Source organism: Bacteroides sp. QWL-09 (assembly GCF_058683585.1).
The window spans coordinates 2,675,517-2,693,313 of record NZ_CM178748.1; the positions used below are offsets into that span (position 1 = coordinate 2,675,517).

Below are 17,797 nucleotides of genomic sequence, written 5' to 3' on the forward strand. Positions count from 1 at the left end.
GCTTATAATCCTAGTGTGAGTACAATTCCCACACTATTTCTTTCTGATAATTGTTAATCCGTCTCTTAACGGAAGGATGACTTTTTCTACACGTTGATCGTTCGCCACGAGGTCATTGAACGCTTGGATGCCGATCGTCTGATGATCATTGGCATGGGGCGTTTCGATGACATGTCCGTCCCATAAGGTATTGTCGGCGATGATATACCCCCCATCCGACAGATGGGCTAAGGTCATCTCATAATATTCAATGTATTTTCGCTTGTCCCCATCGATAAAAGCCAGATCGAAAACGACTCCCAAAGAGGGAACCAGATCGAGGGCGTCGCCAATATGAAACGTAATCTTATCGGCATAAGGCGACTGCTCCAACCAAGGACGAGTGAAATCTTCCTGCTCGTCGTTGATCTCGAACGTATGGAGCATTCCCCCCTCTTTTAAGCCTTCGGCCAAACAAAGGGCGGAATATCCGCTATAGGTTCCGATCTCGAGGATCTGTTTGGGTTGAATCATCTCGACAAACATCTTCAACATCCGGCCTTGCAGATGGCCCGAAGCCATTCTCGGACGGAGTAGTTTGACATGCGTATCCCGATAGAGCGCCTTTAGATAGTCGTTTTCGGGGTCGATATGGTTTAAAATGTACTCGTCTATCGTTTCAACCTCTTTCATTGCTCTATGCTTATAGGTAGCGATTGTTGTTTGGAAGCACTGTTTCTTCGGTATGCTTCAACACATCGTCAACCACATTAATTTCGAGGAATGAGGTTCTTGTACCCGCCTTACCACTACTCAAATAACCAACCATGTCTGTTGGGTGTAAACGACCCTCCTTAACTAAGCGGCGTAGTGCAGCGAAGTAATATTCCTGTCCGTTAGCCAATTCCGGCATATAGATGGCTTCCACACCGTATGAAAGAGCCAAATGACGCATGGTTTTTTCTTTGTAACAGATGGCCAATACCGGGTATTTTCCACGGAAAGCCGCTAAGTTTCTAGCTGTAAGTCCGCTGAAGCTATCGGTGATGATGGCTCTTATTTTCAATTTAGACGTTGCTTTAACGGCTTGTTTAGCTAAGAAAGCAGTCACGTCATTGCTGTTTTCGTCCAACGGAATACGAATATCGTTTTCTTCCGATTTATCTTTTTCAGCCTGAGCCGCAATTTTAGCCATTGTTTTTACAGCTTCCACCGGATATTTACCATAAGCCGTTTCTCCACTCAACATCAACGCGTCAGTGCGGTAATAGATGGCGTTAGCAATATCAGTCACCTCAGCACGAGTCGGACGAGGATTATTGATCATGGTATGCAACATCTGAGTCGCTACGATAACCGGCTTCTTCGCCAAGATACATTTGCGAATCAACATGCGTTGGATGCCCGGGATACGTTCTTGAGGCACTTCGATACCCAAGTCACCACGTGCAACCATCACACCGTCGGCAGCTTCGATAATCTCGTCGATATTATCTACACCTTCTTGGTTCTCAATTTTTGCAATGATTCGGATGTCGCTTTGGTGTGCATCCAAGATCTCGCGAATATCTAAAACGTCTTGTCTGTTACGAACGAAAGAGTGAGCGATAAAGTCGATATCTTTTTCAATAGCGTAAAGAATGTTATTACGATCCTTTTCAGTCAATGAAGGCAAGTTGATGCGAACACCGGGAACATTGACACTTTTCTTACTGCCTAAAGTTGCTTCGTTCTTTACGACACAAAGCAGATGATCTTCATGTTTCTCGATCACCTCAAGTTCCAAGTCGCCATCATCGATCAAGACGATACCGCCCACGTTAAGGTCATTCACAAAAAGAGGATATGAAACAGCGATGCATTCACGAGTTGTAGTCACATCGGGATTGCCGACGATTTTCACCTGATCTCCGATGTTATAAGGGATCGGTTCTTCCAAAGCTGTAGTACGAACCTCCGGACCTTTAGTATCCATAAGGATGGCTATACGGTTAGAAACGCTACGTACGTTGGCTATCAATGTTTCAAAGCCTTCACGACTCGCATGAGCAGTATTCATACGAACAACGTTCATTCCGGCCTCAAACAACTGTTTAATAAAATCCACCTCACAACGTCTGTCGGAAATGGAAGCGACAATCTTAGTCTGTTTCAATAACATATTCTTTTACCTATTTATATATTTATTTACTTGTTAACAATATCCGATAAAGCCTCTAAGGCTAGTCTGTAAGAATTTAGCCCAAAGCCGCAAATCACCCCTTTGCAAGCACAAGCGATCATCGATTGATGTCTGAAAGGTTCTCTGCTATGTACGTTCGAGATATGGACTTCTATGACGGGTGAGGGGATCGAACGGATGGCATCTTGCAACGCAATCGAGGTATGCGTATAAGCCCCGGCATTGAGGATAATCCCATCGTATTCAAATCCTACGTTTTGAATACAGTCAATCAATTCACCTTCGATGTTCGATTGATAATAGGCTAGCTCTACATTTGGGTAAGTTTTCCGTAAATCAATCAAATACTCTTCAAAAGAAACGCTCCCATAAATAGAAGGTTCACGTTTCCCCAGCATATTTATGTTCGGCCCGTTAATAATCTGTATTTTCATGCCTTTTTCGTGCTTTTTTTAATACCTTTGTTTCAAAAGAACATTATTTCAAGCTGCAAAGTTAGAAAAAAGAAATGGAAATCAATGAAAAAAAACAAAAGAAGGAAGAGGTTGGGGATATAATAAATAGGTACAAGGTCTATTTAAAACTCGAGAAATCCCTTTCACCAAACACAATTGACGCTTATTTGACCGACTTAGATAAATTGCTCAGTTTTCTTCTTTTGGAGGGTATTTCTGTGCTTGAAGTGTGTTATGCCGACCTTCAGCGTTTCGTCGCCGGGCTTCACGATATTGGTATTTCGGCCCGTTCTCAGGCCCGTATCATCTCGGGAATCAAATCGTTTTTCTATTTTCTGATTCTCTCCGATAAGATTGAAGCCGATCCGAGTGAACTGCTGGAAGGGCCCCGAATTGGTTTTAAGTTGCCCGAAGTGCTGAGTCTGGCAGAAATTGATGCCATGATTGCCGCCGTTGATCGGAGTAAAGTCGAAGGGCAGCGCAACCGAGCGATTCTCGAAACCCTATACAGTTGTGGACTACGTGTTTCAGAACTCGTTAACCTGAAACTCTCCGACCTTTATTTCGATGAAGGGTTCATCAAGGTCGAAGGTAAGGGGAGCAAGCAACGGCTCGTTCCCATTTCCGGTCGCGCCATCAACGAGCTAAAGCTCTATTTCATCGACCGTAATCAGATTGAAGTTAAAAAAGACTATGAAGATTTTGTGTTTGTGAGCCATCGACGAGGAAAGGCTTTATCGCGGATCATGATCTTCCATTTGATTAAAGAATTGGCTGAAGTGGCCGGCATCACTAAGACCATCAGTCCCCACACCTTTCGTCACTCGTTTGCGACTCATCTCCTTGAAGGCGGTGCCAATCTGCGAGTTATACAATGCATGCTGGGGCACGAGTCGATCGTCACCACTGAGATTTACACGCATATCGATCGCGAGATGCTTCGGAGTGAAATTATTGAACATCACCCCAGAAATATCGATTATACCCCACATAGAGGGTAGTTATTTCATTAAATAATGATAAAATCGGGGAAAAATTAAAGCGGATAATTTAGATTTAATATCTTTGCGTTATGTTTTACATAATTTAAGGCTAGAACTTATTGATAAACAAACGATATTTCAATTACAAACATTTAATTTATACCTAAAATGACTAAGAAGTTGTATTTGCCTTTACTCATGGCAATGGTCGTTGCACTATTCTCTTCGTGCAGCAAAAAAATGGGTGAATTATCATCAGATTATTTCACGGTAACTCCGCAAGTTCTGGAGGCAGTAGGTGGTAAAGTTCCTGCAACCATCAACGGTAAGTTCCCTGAAAAGTATTTCAACAAGAAAGCTGTAGTCGAAGTGACTCCGGTGTTGAAATGGAATGGTGGTGAATCTAGAGGTCAAAGCGCTGTATTCCAAGGTGAAAAAGTTGAAGGTAATGATCAAGCCATCTCTTACAAAGCAGGTGGTAGCTACACGATGAAAACCTCTTTCGATTATGTTCCAGAAATGGCAAAATCTGAATTGTATCTAGAATTCAAAGCTAAAGTTGGTAAGAAAGTCGTTACTATCCCAGCCGTTAAGGTTGCTGATGGTGTGATCTCTACTTCTGAATTACTTGGCAATACTTTGGGTAACGCTAACCCTGCATTGGGTGAAGACGCTTTCCAACGTATCATCAAAGAAAAACATGACGAAAGTCTTATGTTCTTGATTCAACAAGCTAACATCCGTTCAAGCGAATTGAAGAAAGCTAAAGCATTCAACAACGAAGTTGCAAATGTAAAAGACGCTGCTAACAAAGAAATCTCTAACATCGAAGTTTCTGCATACGCATCTCCTGATGGTGGTCTTAAGTTGAACACAGGTTTGGCAGAAGATCGTGAAGGTAACACTGCTAAATTGTTGGCTAAGAACTTGAAGAAATCTAAACTTGACGTTGCTGTAGATTCTAAATACACTGCTCAAGACTGGGATGGTTTCCAAGAATTGGTTTCTAAATCAGACATCCAAGATAAAGAGTTGATCTTACGCGTACTTTCTATGTACCAAGATCCTGCTCAAAGAGAACAAGAGATCAAAAACATCTCTTCTGTTTACGGAACACTTGCAAAAGACATTTTACCACAATTGCGTCGTTCACGTTTGACTTTGAACTACAACGTTATCGGTAAGTCTGACGAAGAAATCACTAAGTTAGCTGCATCAGATCCTTCTCAATTGAACGTAGAAGAATTGCTTTACGCTGCAACATTGACTAACGATGCTGCTAAGCAAGAAGCGATCTATGCACAAGCAACTAAACAATTCCCTAACGACTACCGTGGTTATAATAACTTAGGTAAATTGGCTTACCAAGCCGGTGAGATCAACAAGGCTGAATCTTATTTGAAGAAAGCTGCTAGCGTAAACGCTACTCCTGAAGTTTACATGAACTTAGGTTTGGTTTCATTGGTTAAGGGTGACAAAGCTGCTGCTGAAGCTGCATTTGGTAAAGCTGCAGGTTCTAAACACTTGAACGAATCAATGGGTAACCTTTACGTGGCTCAAGGTCAATACGACAAAGCGGTTTCTGCTTTTGGCGATGCTAAGACTAACAGTGCTGCTTTGGCTCAGATTTTGGCTAAAGATTACAACAAAGCAAAAACAACTTTGGCCGGTGTTGAAAGAGCAGATGCTTATACAGACTATTTGATGGCTGTATTAGGTGCTAGAACAAACAACTCTTCTATGGTAACCAGCAGCTTGAAGAGCGCTGTTGCTAAAGACGCATCATTGGCTAAGAAAGCAGCTACTGATCTAGAGTTTGCTAAATATTTCACTAACGCAGAATTTATGGGTATCATCAAGTAAGACTTGATTCGACTCACTAAATAAACGCACAAGAATTGCTTGTCATGTAAAATGATAAGCAATTCTTTTTTTTTATAGCTAAAAGATGTAATTTCGCAAAAAAGAAATTGAACAATGAAGAATCTTGCTTTTTGGTTGTTGGTTATTATCGGGCTGACCTCTTGTCACCAGTCGCCTCAAGGGCTTATGCTTCAGGGCGAGATCAAAGGATTGACCAACGACACTCTTTTGCTCTATAGTGGAGATGGCACTTACGATCGAGTAGATACCATTATCGCTTCCGATGGACGCTTCAGTCAGCGGATCGAGGTCGACACGTTGACCTATGGTCTTCTGCTGCTCGACCAAAAAGTAGAATACCCGTTGTTCTTCAATAAAGGAGACGAGATTACCGTTACAGGTACCGGCGACTTAGCCACGGGCTTATCGGCTACCGGTAATGCCTTAAACGACGAATATACCGCCTTCTGCCAAGGATTAGAAGCAGCTCATCGCAACGATTCGATCGGACAACAAAAAGCCGAGGCGTTCATCAAAGATCATCCCGCCTCTTTAGTCTCTCTTTACCTCATCGACCGCTATTTCGTACAGCAGCCATACGATCATCCCGAACAGTTGAGAGCACTACTCAAACAACTTTCCGGTTATCTGCAAGATACCCCTTATTGGTCGCAAATCGATGCCAAGCTAACCGATCAGAGCAGTGCTTCAGTCGATCGTTACGCATATTATTTCAGTCTCCCTGACCAGAAAGGTGAACGTTTCTCACGGTCGTCCGACGCCTTTAAACAAAAGCTCCTCCTGATCAACTTCTGGTCGTCATGGAGCGATAGCCTCGACAATGCAAAAGCCAATCAAGAGTTGAAAGCCCTTCATCGCCAGTATAAGAATCAGAAAGGGATCGCCCTATTGGGCATCTCCGCCGATACCGATAAAGCCCAATGGACGCAAGCCATCAAGAGAGACTCTCTCACTTGGAAACAAGTGTGCGACTTCGGTGGCCTGAACTCGGAAGTGATCCGACGCTTTGCCGTCGACCGTCTGCCGATGACCGTCATCCTTTCACCCGAGGGCAAGATCTTAGCTCGTAACCTTTGGGGCGACGCGTTGAAGAAACAGATTAAGCAACTACTAGACGACTCCAAGACTAAAAAGAAGTAGTCCGCTGCCTAACCGGTTCTTTGGCCGATCAAGATGAACGAACAGAATCATAGCGATCAAAAAAAAATAAAGAAACCGTGTTAATAAAAGTGTTTGGAGCTGCTGTTCAAGGCATTGAAGCAACTCTTATTACCATAGAGGTCAACAGCACACGAGGCTGCATGTTCTATCTCGTGGGACTTCCCGATTCCGCCGTCAAGGAAAGTCACCAACGGATCATCTCCGCCTTACAAGTGAGCGGATATAAAATGCCGACGACGAATATAGTGGTCAATATGGCGCCTGCTGATATCCGCAAAGAAGGATCGGCCTACGACCTTCCCTTGGCCATCGGACTTTTAGGCGCTAACGAAACCATCCGTGCCGACAAGCTGTCGCATTATCTGTTGATGGGCGAGTTGAGCCTCGACGGTACCATCCGCCCCATCAAAGGCGCCCTTCCCATTGCCATCAAAGCTCGCGAACTCGGATTCAAAGGCTTCATCGTTCCTAAGAAGAATGCACGCGAAGCTGCCATTGTCGACCGACTCGACGTCTACGGGGTGACCACCATCAAAGAGGTGATCCAATTCTTTAACGACGAGATCACCCTGCAACCCACCATCGTCAACACCCGCGACGAGTTCTATCGCCAACAAGCCACGTTCGACTTCGACTTTGCCGATGTCAAAGGTCAGGAGAACGTGAAACGCGCCCTCGAAGTCGCTGCCGCCGGCGGACACAACCTCATCATGATCGGCGCACCCGGCAGTGGCAAGTCGATGATGGCCAAACGTCTGCCCTCCATCCTTCCTCCTCTGTCGCTCGGCGAAAGCCTCGAAACCACCAAGATCCACTCCGTGGCGGGGCAACTGGAGGGCGACACCTCCCTCATCTCCCAACGTCCCTTTCGCGACCCTCACCACACCATCTCGCAAGTGGCCATGGTTGGCGGAGGAAGCTTCCCTCAACCCGGTGAGATCAGTCTGGCGCACAACGGCGTTCTCTTCCTCGACGAACTGCCTGAGTTCAACAGAAGCGTGCTGGAAGTCCTCCGACAACCCCTCGAAGACCGTTGCATCACCATCTCCCGTGTGAAGAGCACCGTCAACTATCCGGCAGGCTTCATGCTCGTGGCCTCCATGAACCCCTGTCCCTGCGGCTACTATAACCACCCCACCAAAGCTTGCGTCTGTAGCCCGGGACAAGTACAGAAATACCTCAACCGCATCTCCGGTCCGTTGCTCGACCGGATCGACATCCAGATCGAGATCGTTCCCGTCTCCTTCGATGAGATCTCCAACCAGCACGAAGGGGAGTCGAGCACGGCCATTCGCGAGCGAGTCATCGAAGCCCGAAAGATTCAAGAGGCACGTTATGCCGCTTTCGATGGGGTGTATTGCAACGCCCAGATGACCAGTCGCCTGCTGGCAACCTATGCCCGTCCCGATGCCGAGGGACTCACTTTGCTTAAAAGTGCGATGAACCGTCTCAACCTATCGGCCAGAGCCTACGATCGCATCTTGAAGGTGGCACGTACCATTGCCGATTTGGATCATTCCGAGCGTGTGCGCTCGCCCCACTTGGCCGAGGCCATCAGTTACCGGAATCTAGATCGCGACAATTGGGCGGGTTGAAACTTCTCTTTTTTCAGTTCTGTTCTCTTTTCACTGATTCTACTTCTCCCTAGACTTTTTTTTCGCATTCGATCTGCCATCTGCCACCAAACCGCTGTTAATCGTCTGACTGTTAGCGGTTATACGGTGTTGCAGATGGGTGTTGCAGATCGGTGATAGATCCAGTTGCTGTCACTTCGCTTTTTTCATCTGCTTATGGGCGATTTTCGCCATCCACGGCACTCCTTTTAGTTTCTATGGACGACGACGGAGTTTCATTAGGACGAAACAAAAGTTTCGCCCAAGGGAACTTCTAGTTTCATTGCATGAAACTGTCGGCTTCACCGCATGAAACAAAAAGATTTACAGTGTGGCACTAGATTGTCGTAGGGTGCAACTGTGAGTTTCGCTTTGTGATAACTTTTTTTCTCTGATTGATAAAAGCCTATTGCAGTTTAGGTCATTCTTCTGACGGCGTGTCTCTTGTCTTTTTCATAGATGAAAAAAATAAACCTTTTGTGGGCATTGCTTTTCTTATTCCTGATTTTGTAGACTCTTCTCTCTCCTTATTCCTAAAAAGGTAGACGGAATAAGGGATTTTGTGTGCTCTTGAAAACTGTACATTTAATTGAAGGCTATTTAGATAGACACGAATGTTATATTTACTTGAGATGTGTAATTATTTTCTCATATGCATAAAAAGATCATGCTTTATAGACAAGTTAAATGATAATTTGACCCGTTTAGGGATTCCCCTATCGATTGATATAGAATATACTTATCTGTTATGTTTTTTCTGACTTACTTTTGAGGTAAACAAAAAATGAAAGTCATGAAAAATGTTTTATTTATTCTTTTAGCGTCACAATTTCTTATAACTCCTCAGTTTGTAAAATGTTATGGAATGGTTACTGTTGGAGATAATAACTGCTTTTATAATTCCAACTGGGAGAAGAGGGGTATTGAAGAGGGAACATTCGAAAGAGCTATTCCTCAAAAGAATGATGAGAACGTAGACTCTTTGAATGTGGATGTCTTGTCCAAGGTTATTATTGACGATAGTAATGGCAATCGTAAAACCATCAAGAAAGACATTTTTGGTGATATAGTTATTGAAGATGATAAAGGCAACTGCCAAACGGTTGAGGAGGATATTTTTGGTAATATAGTTCTTAAGGACAAAAGAGGTAACCGCCAAACCATCAAGACAGATATTTTTGGTAATACGGTTGTTGAGGATGATAGAGGTAATCGTAAAACCATTAAGAAAGACATTTTCGGCAATACGGTTATTGAGGATGATAGAGGTAATCGTAAAACCATCAAGACAGATATCTTTGGTAATACGGTTATTGAGGATGATAGAGGTAATCGTAAAACCATCAAGACAGATATCTTTGGTAATACGGTTGTTGAGGATAATAGGGGGAATCGTCGGAAAGTAAAGAAAGATATTTTCGGTAATACTATTATTGAGGACGAAAGGGGTAACCGCCAAACCATCAAGAAGGATATTTTCGGTAATACTATTATTGAGGACGAAAGAGGTAATCGTCAAACGGTTGAGGAGGATGCTTTTGGCAACTATGTTATTAAGGACGATAGAGGTCACTCTAAAACCATTAAGAAAGATATTTTTGGTGATTATATTATTGAATAAAGTGAGGATAACTTATCTAAAGACTTAGCTTAATGCATCTATCCACTGTTATGATAGACATTCTTCTTTTGTCGATTGTTAGAGTGAAATATTCTTGATTTAATTTTATAAAATGTAAGGGGAGGCGTCAACTGATGCCTCCCCTTGATAGTCAAGAATTTATCTTCCTATATGTCGTGAGAAAGAATTAGTCTTTCTTCTTCTCAATCCTGATGCGTGCATCGACGGCAACAACCGATTTTTCTGTCCCGAGCAATGGGTTGATGTCCATCTCCTTGATCTCTGTTGCGAAGCGCAATAGGGTGGATAGGCGGACAATAGTCTCGGAAAACTTGCTTTCGTTGATTCCTTTTTGTCCGCGCGTACCTTTTATAATCTTATAAGCGCGTAGCGAACGGATCATCGAGTCTGATTCGGAATAGGTCAGAGGAGCTAATCCGGAAGAGACGTCTTTCAGGACTTCAACAAAGATACCGCCTAATCCGCAAAATACGATGTGACCGAATTTCTCTTCATATTTGGCGCCGATGAACAGCTCAGTACCTTTTAACATGGGTTGTACCATGATGGAGGTCGCATCGGGAATGTTCATCATCCGGTCGAACTCTAGGGCGAGGTGCTTCTCTTCTTTGATGTTTAGAACGACACCGCCAACATCCGACTTGTGTACGGGACCGACGACTTTCGCAACGACGGGGAAGCCGCAACGACGGGCAAAGGCGAGGACTTCGTCTTTATTGTTGGAGACGAACTCGTCCACAACGGTGATGCCTGCGGCATTTAATAGGGCATTGACATAGTGCGGTTCGATGTAGCCGTCTTCGGGGATGGCGTCGATGATGCGACGAATGCGTGGGATGTCGACACCTTGAAGTTCAATCTGATTGCTAGCCGGTTTGGGTGTGTTTAGGATATGCGTTAGAGCGGTTCCTAGGGTGACTTCATCGGCAAAGTTGACGTGTCCTTTCTTTAAGAAACCGGCAACTTCTTCTCCTGCCGTGTGTATGGAGGGGAGGATGGGGAAGATCGGCTTTTTGCAGGTTAGCATCTTTTGATGGAGCACTTCGTAAGCATCGAACACGGTGACTAGACCGGGGGTGCCGAAGATGACCATGATGGCGTCGATATGATCGAACTTCTCTTCGCAATAGTCGATGGCTATTCCGAGATGTTCGGGGGTACCTGTGGCTAGGATGTCGATCGGATTGGCTACTGAAGCACCGGGATAGAGTTTCTCTTTGAGCTCGTTGCTCAAGGGGCCGTCTAGTTTAGGTACGCTCAACCCTCCTTTTGAAAGGGCATCGGTGAGCATCACTCCGGGGCCACCGGCATGGGTGACAATCGCAAAGTTTTTACCGTTGAGTGCCGGAAGGGTGAAAATGCAGCCAACGGTAGTTAGTTCTTCTCTGGAGAAGCAACGTACGATGCCGGCTTTTCGGAAGAGGGCTTCTACAGCCGAGTCTGAGCTGGCTATGGCGCCGGTATGCGAAGAGGCGGCACGGCTGCCACTTTCTGAACTGCCGGCTTTAATGGCTGCGATGCGACATCCTTTTCGGATCAACGATGAGGCGTGCGCCAATAAGCGGTCGGGGTCGGCGATGCTTTCAATATAGAGGAGTTTGATCGAGGAGTCGACTTCGGGGTTATAGGTTTCATCCATGTGTTGGAGGACATCTTCTACGCCAATCTGTTTGGCATTGCCGACCGACCACACGGAGTTGAATTGTAGGCCTTTGGTGACGGCCGATTCTAGGATGAATACGGCGGTGGCTCCCGAACTTGAAATGAGGTCAACACCCTTAGGGTTCAAGTTTGGAATGGGTTGGGTGAATACGCTATGATGCCACGTGTTCATCAAACCAATGCAGTTGGGACCGATGAGGGAGGCTTGATAGGTGTTGACCGTCTCTAAGATGCGGTCTTCGAGTAAAGCGCCGGCATGGGTCTCTTCTCCAAATCCTGCCGAGAGGATGATGAATCCTCGTGTCTGCTTTTGAGCGGCTAGGGTTTCAACGGCATCCGGACACATCTCGGCCGGTATAGCGAGAATGGCTAAGTCGGTTTCGGGGAGATCGGTCACGTTGGGATAAGCTTTTATACCTTGTACTTCGGTCTCTTTAGGGTTGACGGCATAGAGTTTTCCGGAGAACCCTCCGTTGATAAGGTTTCTTAGAATGGCTCCGCCCGGTTTGTGGGTGTTGTTCGATGCTCCGACAACCACAATGCTTTGAGGACGTAATAACTGTTGTGTTATCATGGATCTGATTTTATTTAAAAGGTTTTGGATACAAATATATTTTTTATTAAAGACAAAAGAAAGGAATCGGTCGATATTTTAAGGTGATGCCGACTATTTATTTGACTTTTTGATACTTATCTCTGTTTGTCTGTCGGTTTTTACCGGGGCGGGGCGTGGAACGGGAGGGGGCGGATAGATTGAAAAATCTTATCATGGGATAGAATTTATCTGTTGGACGAGTCTTTTCATTCGGCTACTTTTGTATCACAAGAAAGAAATGATTTAATAAACTAAAAACAGATGAATATGAAAACATTAGATTTTATTCGACTCGAGGAGTCACAAGTGGGACGTGTGGTGGTGTCGTTGCAACAGTTGTTGGCTGACTTCCAGATTTATTATACCAACCTCCGGGGTTTCCATTGGAATATAAAAGGGGCGGACTTCTTTGTGCTTCACAGTCAGTTCGAGAAAATGTATGATGGAGTGGCCGATCAGATTGATGAGGTGGCTGAGCGCATCTTGACTTTGGGTGGAGTGCCTTCGAGTCGGTTTAGTGAGTATCTTAAGCTGGCGTCGATCCGTGAAGCGGGATTGGTGACTCGGGGGGATGAGGCTTTGGCTCAAGTGCTGGAGACTTTAGCTCACTTGATTGCAAAAGAACGGGAGGTGTTGTCGCTGGCTTCCGAAGCGGGTGATGAGGTGACCGTGGCTCTGATGAGCGACTATCTGAAGGAACAAGAGAAACTCGTTTGGATGCTTACTGCTTTTAATAGCCGATAAAGAGGAAGACGGGTTAGGGAATAAAAAAAGAGGGTCTCGTTGGTCGAGATCCTCTTTTGGGTTTCTTAGCAGAGATTGGCTTATTTACGTAAACCAAGTTCTTTGATGATAGCACGGTATCTTGTGATATCGTTTGCCATCAAATAGTCAAGTAAACGACGACGTTTACCTACTAACATTGTCAAAGCTCTTTCTGTGCTATAATCTTTTCTGTTGAGCTTCATGTGCTCAGTCAGGTGAGAAATACGGTATGAAAACAATGCTATCTGCGCCTCAGGTGAGCCAGTATCAGTGTTAGACTTTCCGTACTTGCCAAAGATTTCTTCTTTTTTAGCTGAATCTAAATACATAATTCTTAGATTTTTAATATAAATACTCTATGAGGCTGCAAAGATATGTATTATTTCGCTAACTCGCAATCGTTTAGAATAAAAAAAAGCTTATTACCAGTTATTTCTAATTCAATTTTAGTAACTTTGCAGCCAAATAAGTAGGTATTATATGCAAAACATTCGAAACATTGCAATCATTGCCCATGTGGACCATGGGAAAACAACATTGGTTGACAAGATGCTTTTAGCGGGTAATCTTTTCCGCAGCAACCAAAACAGTGGTGAACTCATTCTAGATAATAACGATTTGGAGCGCGAGCGTGGAATCACGATTCTTTCCAAAAATGTATCTATTAACTATAAGGAGACAAAGATTAACATTATTGACACTCCGGGCCACAGTGACTTTGGAGGTGAAGTGGAACGCGTTTTGAATATGGCTGATGGCTGTATCTTGTTGGTGGACGCTTTTGAAGGTCCGATGCCACAGACTCGTTTTGTACTTCAAAAGGCGTTGGAAATTGGATTGAAACCGATCGTGGTCGTTAATAAGGTAGATAAACCGAATTGTCGTCCGGATGAGGTACATGAAATGGTTTTCGATTTGATGTTTAGCCTTGATGCTACTGAAGAGCAGCTTGATTTCCCAACCATCTATGGTTCGGCTAAGAATGGCTGGATGAGCACAGACTGGCAACAACCCACTGATAGCATTACGCCGTTATTGGATTGTATCCTTGAGAACATTCCTGCTCCGGTACAATTGGATGGTACCCCACAGATGTTGATTACTTCTTTAGATTATTCTTCTTATACCGGACGTATTGCGATCGGTCGTGTACATCGTGGTACATTGAAAGAAGGTATGAATGTGTCGTTGTCGAAACGTGATGGTAGCATCAGTCGTACAAAGGTGAAGGAAATTCACGTATTCGAAGGTTTGGGTCGTGCAAAAACGTCTCAAGTCTCGTCGGGTGATATCTGTGCGTTGGTTGGTATTGAGAATTTTGAAATTGGAGATACGGTTTGTGACTTTGAAAATCCTGAAGCACTTCCGCCAATTGCAATCGATGAGCCAACAATGAGTATGCTTTTTGCAATCAATGACTCGCCTTTCTTTGGTAAAGATGGTAAGTTTGTGACTTCACGCCACATTCACGATCGTTTGGAGAAAGAATTGGATAAGAACTTGGCGCTTCGCGTGAGAAAGAGTGAAGAGGATGGCAAATGGATCGTTTCAGGTCGTGGTGTCCTTCACTTATCGGTATTGATCGAGACGATGAGACGTGAGGGTTACGAACTTCAGGTTGGTCAGCCTCAGGTTATTTATAAGGAGATCGATGGCGTGAAATGTGAACCGATCGAAGAATTGACGATCAATGTACCTGAAGAGTATTCTAGTAAGATCATCGACATGGTAACTCGTCGTAAAGGGGAGATGGTGATGATGGAGAATACGGGTGAGCGTATCAATCTTGAATTTAACATGCCTTCTCGTGGTATTATCGGTTTGCGTACGAACGTGTTGACGGCATCTGCGGGTGAGGCTATCATGGCACACCGCTTTAAAGAATATCAACCGTTTAAGGGAGATATCGAACGTCGTACAAATGGTTCGATCATTGCGATGGAGAGCGGTACAGCGTTTGCTTATGCGATTGACAAGCTTCAGGATCGTGGACGATTCTTTGTTTTCCCACAAGACGAGGTCTATGCCGGTCAGGTGGTTGGTGAACATTCACACGATAATGACTTGGTGGTTAATGTCACAAAATCGAAGAAATTGACGAATATGCGTGCTTCCGGTTCGGATGATAAAGTACGTTTGATCCCGCCGGTGCAGTTCTCTTTGGAAGAAGCATTGGAATATATCAAGGAGGATGAATATGTTGAGGTTACACCGAAATCAATGCGTATGCGTAAGGTGATTTTGGATGAGACGGAACGTAAACGTGCCAATAAGAACTAAAGTATTCTATTGAATAGATAGAAAAGGCTATCCACAAGTGGATAGCCTTTTTTTATTGGATTCGGTTGCCCGGTAAGGGGCGTCATTTAAGGAAGGCGGTTTAAATGGCCATCAACAGTATAGGTTTTGCCTTTCACAGTTTTCAGGGTGAGGGTTTTGTCGGCATAGTGAAGCTGACAGGGGCCGCCGGAGTGGGAAGTGATGGTGGCGCGAACGAGGGTGCCGTTTTCCCACTGCATGCTGACTTCAAAGTTGCCACGGGCACATAGACCGCTGACCGAGCCTTTGCTCCAAGCCTCCGGGAGGGCGGGTAAGAGCTGAATGAAGCCCATGTGACTTTGCAATAACATCTCGGTGACTCCTGCTGTTCCTCCGAAATTCCCGTCGATCTGGAAAGGGGGATGGGTGTCCCAAAGATTGTCGACTGTGCCATTCTTGAGAAGATTACCGTAGAGCTTATAGGCGTGATTGCCGTCTTGAAGACGAGCCCATTGGTTGAGTTTCCATCCCATGCTCCATCCGGTTGCCCCATCGCCACGATGCTCGAGTACAACGCGCGAGGCTTCTGAGAGTTCGGGTGTCGTGATGGGGGAGATGCTCGATCCGGGATGTAGTCCGAAAAGGTGGTTGACATGACGATGTTGATCTTTCGGATCATCAATGTCGGTCGACCATTCCATCAATTGTCCGTATCGCCCGATCTGATAAGGCTTTAGATGAGCAAGCACGTGATGCCATTCTTTTCGTTCTTTGGCGTCGACGTTCAAGGTTTTGCTGGCACTGATGGCGCATTGTAGGATCTCACGGATCACTGCATGTACAAAGGTCGCTCCTTCATCGATAGGACCGTGCTCGGGTGAGGTAGATGGAGCAGCGGTATAGCTCCCGTCGGGCTTGTGCCAGAGGTAGTCTATTGCAAAGCGGGCGCTGCTTCGAATGAGATCGTAGCCTACTTCTTTGAGAAAGGTGTGGTCGCGGGTATAGTCATAATATTCCCAGAGGTGTGTGGCCAACCACGGGCCTGCCATCGGGTTGAGGTTCCACGACATATCTTCACTGATGAGTGGGGCGGTGAAGCCAAAAATATTGGAAGAGATAGAAGCGGTCCATCCGCGTGCTCCAAAATAAGCTTTTGCCGTGCGTTCACCCGGTTTTACTAAGGTGCGGATGTAGTCGATCAGTGGAAGCATGCATTCCGGTAGGTTGGTGGTACAAGAGGGCCAATAGTTCATCTGTACATTGATGTTGTTATGATAATCCACACGCCAAGGACCGTCGACGTTGTTGTGCCAAATGCCTTGTAAGTTGGCCGGTAGGTTGCCTGGCCGTGAAGAGGCGATGAGTAGGTAACGTCCGAACTGATAGTATAGGGTTTCTAAGTAAGGATCGGCTTTGCCGGCTCGGTATCTTCGCAAGCGTTCGGCGGTGGAGAGTTCCTCGTTCTCCTCCGGTGAAGCAAGCTGGAGTTGCACGCGATTGAAAAGAGTCGAATAATCGTTGTAGTGATGAGCTAAAAGTTGCTTGTACCCTAGTTGCTTGGCGTGGGTCATCCATTGGGATGTGGTTTCATTGGGATCTACACCGACATAAGTCTTGGGATCGGCAAAGTTGGGATTGAAGTTTATCTTATAGTCGGTATCGGCAGTAACCAGAAAAACCACCTCATCAGCATTCTTGATCTCTAATCGATCGCCGGTGTTGATCAATTCTCCCCCTTGATGGATGGCTTGAATGCGTACGGTCCATGCCATCTGGTTGTTGTCGAGGTGGGCTTTATAGACTAGGCCTTGGTGCCCATCTGCTGAAAACTGTCCGGTAGAAATCGGATTGGGGAAATAACGGAAGATCAGATTTTGCTTTTGAGCTTTATCGGCTGTGAAGCGGACTACCATGACGTTATCGGGATAGGAGGTGAAGAACTCCCGGCGATAGTGTACGGCATCTTTAATGAAGTTGACCGTCACCAGTGCCGAGTCAAGGGATAAAGCTCTTTGGTAATCCGATAAGCCGACTTCATTGAGGGTGGTCTCAATACAGAATTCGCCCATGGTTGAGAAGTTGCCAAAACGGAAAGGGGCTTCGGCATAAGGTTCGTAGGGCACTACACTGTTGAAATTTTTTCGGGTGAGCTGCTCGGCTTTTTTCAAATCTCCGTCGGCAAAGGCTTGGCGGATCTCTGGCAAGAGATGAGCCGACTGTTTGTTGACATTCCAATAATAATCGGCTCCTTTGGCGGTGTTTGGGCCGCCTCGCCAGAGTGTCTTTTCATTGAATGTGATGCGTTCTGCAGCAACGGAGCCCATAATGTTGGCGCCAATGCTTCCATTGCCGATAGGATAGGATTGGGTTTCCCATTCTGGATCGGGGTTTTTAGTGCTTTTTGAGCCTGCATACGTCGGTTTGTGGTTTGTTCCCCATTCATTCGACGGGGCGAGTTTCCAGACAGAATGTCCGTGTAGGGTGTTGGGAGTATCCGACCAGATGGTCAGCGGCTGTGATGGTTCGGGACTTTGAGCCCAAGAGGCGATGCTGAATAATAGTGCCCCTATGAATAGACCGTGCTTCTTCATGTGTTGAGAGTTATGAGTTAACAATA

General features: G+C 45.3%; 13 protein-coding genes. 7 read left to right on the top strand and 6 right to left on the bottom strand.

Annotation, left to right across the window (positions count from 1 at the left end; genetic code table 11):
• Positions 1–33: 33 nt before the first annotated feature.
• Genes AC4PG5_RS10630 through aroQ form a run of 3 tightly spaced genes read right to left on the bottom strand, consistent with a single transcriptional unit; the run spans position 34 to position 2,595 of the window.
• Positions 34–672 carry an O-methyltransferase gene (locus AC4PG5_RS10630; RefSeq protein ID WP_492028861.1) on the bottom strand — a complete coding sequence of 213 codons (639 nt, stop codon included), beginning with the start codon at positions 670–672 and terminating at the stop codon, positions 34–36.
• A gap of 10 nt (positions 673–682) precedes the next feature.
• Positions 683–2,140, bottom strand: coding sequence for a pyruvate kinase (pyk, locus tag AC4PG5_RS10635; protein WP_492028862.1), 1,458 nt, complete (start codon positions 2,138–2,140; stop codon positions 683–685).
• A gap of 26 nt (positions 2,141–2,166) precedes the next feature.
• The gene (gene aroQ / locus AC4PG5_RS10640) at positions 2,167–2,595 is read right to left on the bottom strand and encodes a type II 3-dehydroquinate dehydratase (protein ID WP_492028863.1); all 429 of its coding nucleotides are present in this window, start codon (positions 2,593–2,595) and stop codon (positions 2,167–2,169) included.
• Positions 2,596–2,669: 74 nt separating this feature from the next.
• On the opposite strand from aroQ, the gene xerD reads away from it, so the two are divergent.
• The 5 genes from xerD to AC4PG5_RS10665 all read left to right on the top strand — a co-directional run bounded on the left by xerD (position 2,670) and on the right by AC4PG5_RS10665 (position 9,878).
• Positions 2,670–3,617, top strand: coding sequence for a site-specific tyrosine recombinase XerD (xerD, locus tag AC4PG5_RS10645; protein WP_492028864.1), 948 nt, complete (start codon positions 2,670–2,672; stop codon positions 3,615–3,617).
• Between the two features lie 150 nt (positions 3,618–3,767).
• Positions 3,768–5,462, top strand: coding sequence for a tetratricopeptide repeat protein (locus AC4PG5_RS10650; protein ID WP_492028865.1), 1,695 nt, complete (start codon positions 3,768–3,770; stop codon positions 5,460–5,462).
• A 114-nt stretch (positions 5,463–5,576) separates the two neighbouring features.
• The gene (locus tag AC4PG5_RS10655) at positions 5,577–6,623 is read left to right on the top strand and encodes a DUF4369 domain-containing protein (protein WP_492028866.1); all 1,047 of its coding nucleotides are present in this window, start codon (positions 5,577–5,579) and stop codon (positions 6,621–6,623) included.
• A 77-nt stretch (positions 6,624–6,700) separates the two neighbouring features.
• On the top strand, positions 6,701–8,239 hold the full coding sequence (locus tag AC4PG5_RS10660) for a YifB family Mg chelatase-like AAA ATPase (protein ID WP_492028867.1): 1,539 nt from the start codon (positions 6,701–6,703) through the stop codon (positions 8,237–8,239).
• 811 nt (positions 8,240–9,050) lie between these two features.
• Positions 9,051–9,878: a hypothetical protein gene (locus AC4PG5_RS10665; protein WP_492028868.1), complete on the top strand. Its 828-nt coding sequence runs from the start codon at positions 9,051–9,053 to the stop codon at positions 9,876–9,878.
• A 187-nt stretch (positions 9,879–10,065) separates the two neighbouring features.
• Here the strand turns inward: AC4PG5_RS10665 and AC4PG5_RS10670 are convergent, their stop codons facing one another.
• The gene (locus tag AC4PG5_RS10670) at positions 10,066–12,135 is read right to left on the bottom strand and encodes an acetate--CoA ligase family protein (protein ID WP_492028869.1); all 2,070 of its coding nucleotides are present in this window, start codon (positions 12,133–12,135) and stop codon (positions 10,066–10,068) included.
• A 288-nt stretch (positions 12,136–12,423) separates the two neighbouring features.
• Here AC4PG5_RS10670 and AC4PG5_RS10675 point away from each other — a divergent pair, with 288 nt between their 5' ends.
• Positions 12,424–12,900: a Dps family protein gene (locus AC4PG5_RS10675; protein WP_492028870.1), complete on the top strand. Its 477-nt coding sequence runs from the start codon at positions 12,424–12,426 to the stop codon at positions 12,898–12,900.
• Between the two features lie 80 nt (positions 12,901–12,980).
• Here AC4PG5_RS10675 and rpsO read toward each other — a convergent pair whose 3' ends face one another.
• Positions 12,981–13,250 carry a 30S ribosomal protein S15 gene (gene rpsO, locus AC4PG5_RS10680; protein WP_492028871.1) on the bottom strand — a complete coding sequence of 90 codons (270 nt, stop codon included), beginning with the start codon at positions 13,248–13,250 and terminating at the stop codon, positions 12,981–12,983.
• A 151-nt stretch (positions 13,251–13,401) separates the two neighbouring features.
• Between rpsO and typA the strand changes: the two genes are divergently transcribed.
• Positions 13,402–15,201 carry a translational GTPase TypA gene (typA, locus tag AC4PG5_RS10685; protein ID WP_492028872.1) on the top strand — a complete coding sequence of 600 codons (1,800 nt, stop codon included), beginning with the start codon at positions 13,402–13,404 and terminating at the stop codon, positions 15,199–15,201.
• Positions 15,202–15,287: 86 nt separating this feature from the next.
• Here typA and AC4PG5_RS10690 read toward each other — a convergent pair whose 3' ends face one another.
• Positions 15,288–17,771: a glycoside hydrolase family 95 protein gene (locus AC4PG5_RS10690; protein WP_492028873.1), complete on the bottom strand. Its 2,484-nt coding sequence runs from the start codon at positions 17,769–17,771 to the stop codon at positions 15,288–15,290.
• Positions 17,772–17,797 lie beyond the last annotated feature (26 nt).

Coding starts and splice junctions, on each gene's coding strand:
- rpsO (WP_492028871.1), bottom strand. CDS start 13,250: ATGTATTTAGATTCAGCTAAAAAAGAAGAAATCTTTGGCAAGTACGGA.
- AC4PG5_RS10665 (WP_492028868.1), top strand. CDS start 9,051: ATGAAAAATGTTTTATTTATTCTTTTAGCGTCACAATTTCTTATAACT.
- typA (WP_492028872.1), top strand. CDS start 13,402: ATGCAAAACATTCGAAACATTGCAATCATTGCCCATGTGGACCATGGG.
- AC4PG5_RS10650 (WP_492028865.1), top strand. CDS start 3,768: ATGACTAAGAAGTTGTATTTGCCTTTACTCATGGCAATGGTCGTTGCA.
- pyk (WP_492028862.1), bottom strand. CDS start 2,140: ATGTTATTGAAACAGACTAAGATTGTCGCTTCCATTTCCGACAGACGT.
- AC4PG5_RS10675 (WP_492028870.1), top strand. CDS start 12,424: ATGAAAACATTAGATTTTATTCGACTCGAGGAGTCACAAGTGGGACGT.
- xerD (WP_492028864.1), top strand. CDS start 2,670: ATGGAAATCAATGAAAAAAAACAAAAGAAGGAAGAGGTTGGGGATATA.
- aroQ (WP_492028863.1), bottom strand. CDS start 2,595: ATGAAAATACAGATTATTAACGGGCCGAACATAAATATGCTGGGGAAA.
- AC4PG5_RS10690 (WP_492028873.1), bottom strand. CDS start 17,771: ATGAAGAAGCACGGTCTATTCATAGGGGCACTATTATTCAGCATCGCC.
- AC4PG5_RS10630 (WP_492028861.1), bottom strand. CDS start 672: ATGAAAGAGGTTGAAACGATAGACGAGTACATTTTAAACCATATCGAC.
- AC4PG5_RS10670 (WP_492028869.1), bottom strand. CDS start 12,135: ATGATAACACAACAGTTATTACGTCCTCAAAGCATTGTGGTTGTCGGA.
- AC4PG5_RS10655 (WP_492028866.1), top strand. CDS start 5,577: ATGAAGAATCTTGCTTTTTGGTTGTTGGTTATTATCGGGCTGACCTCT.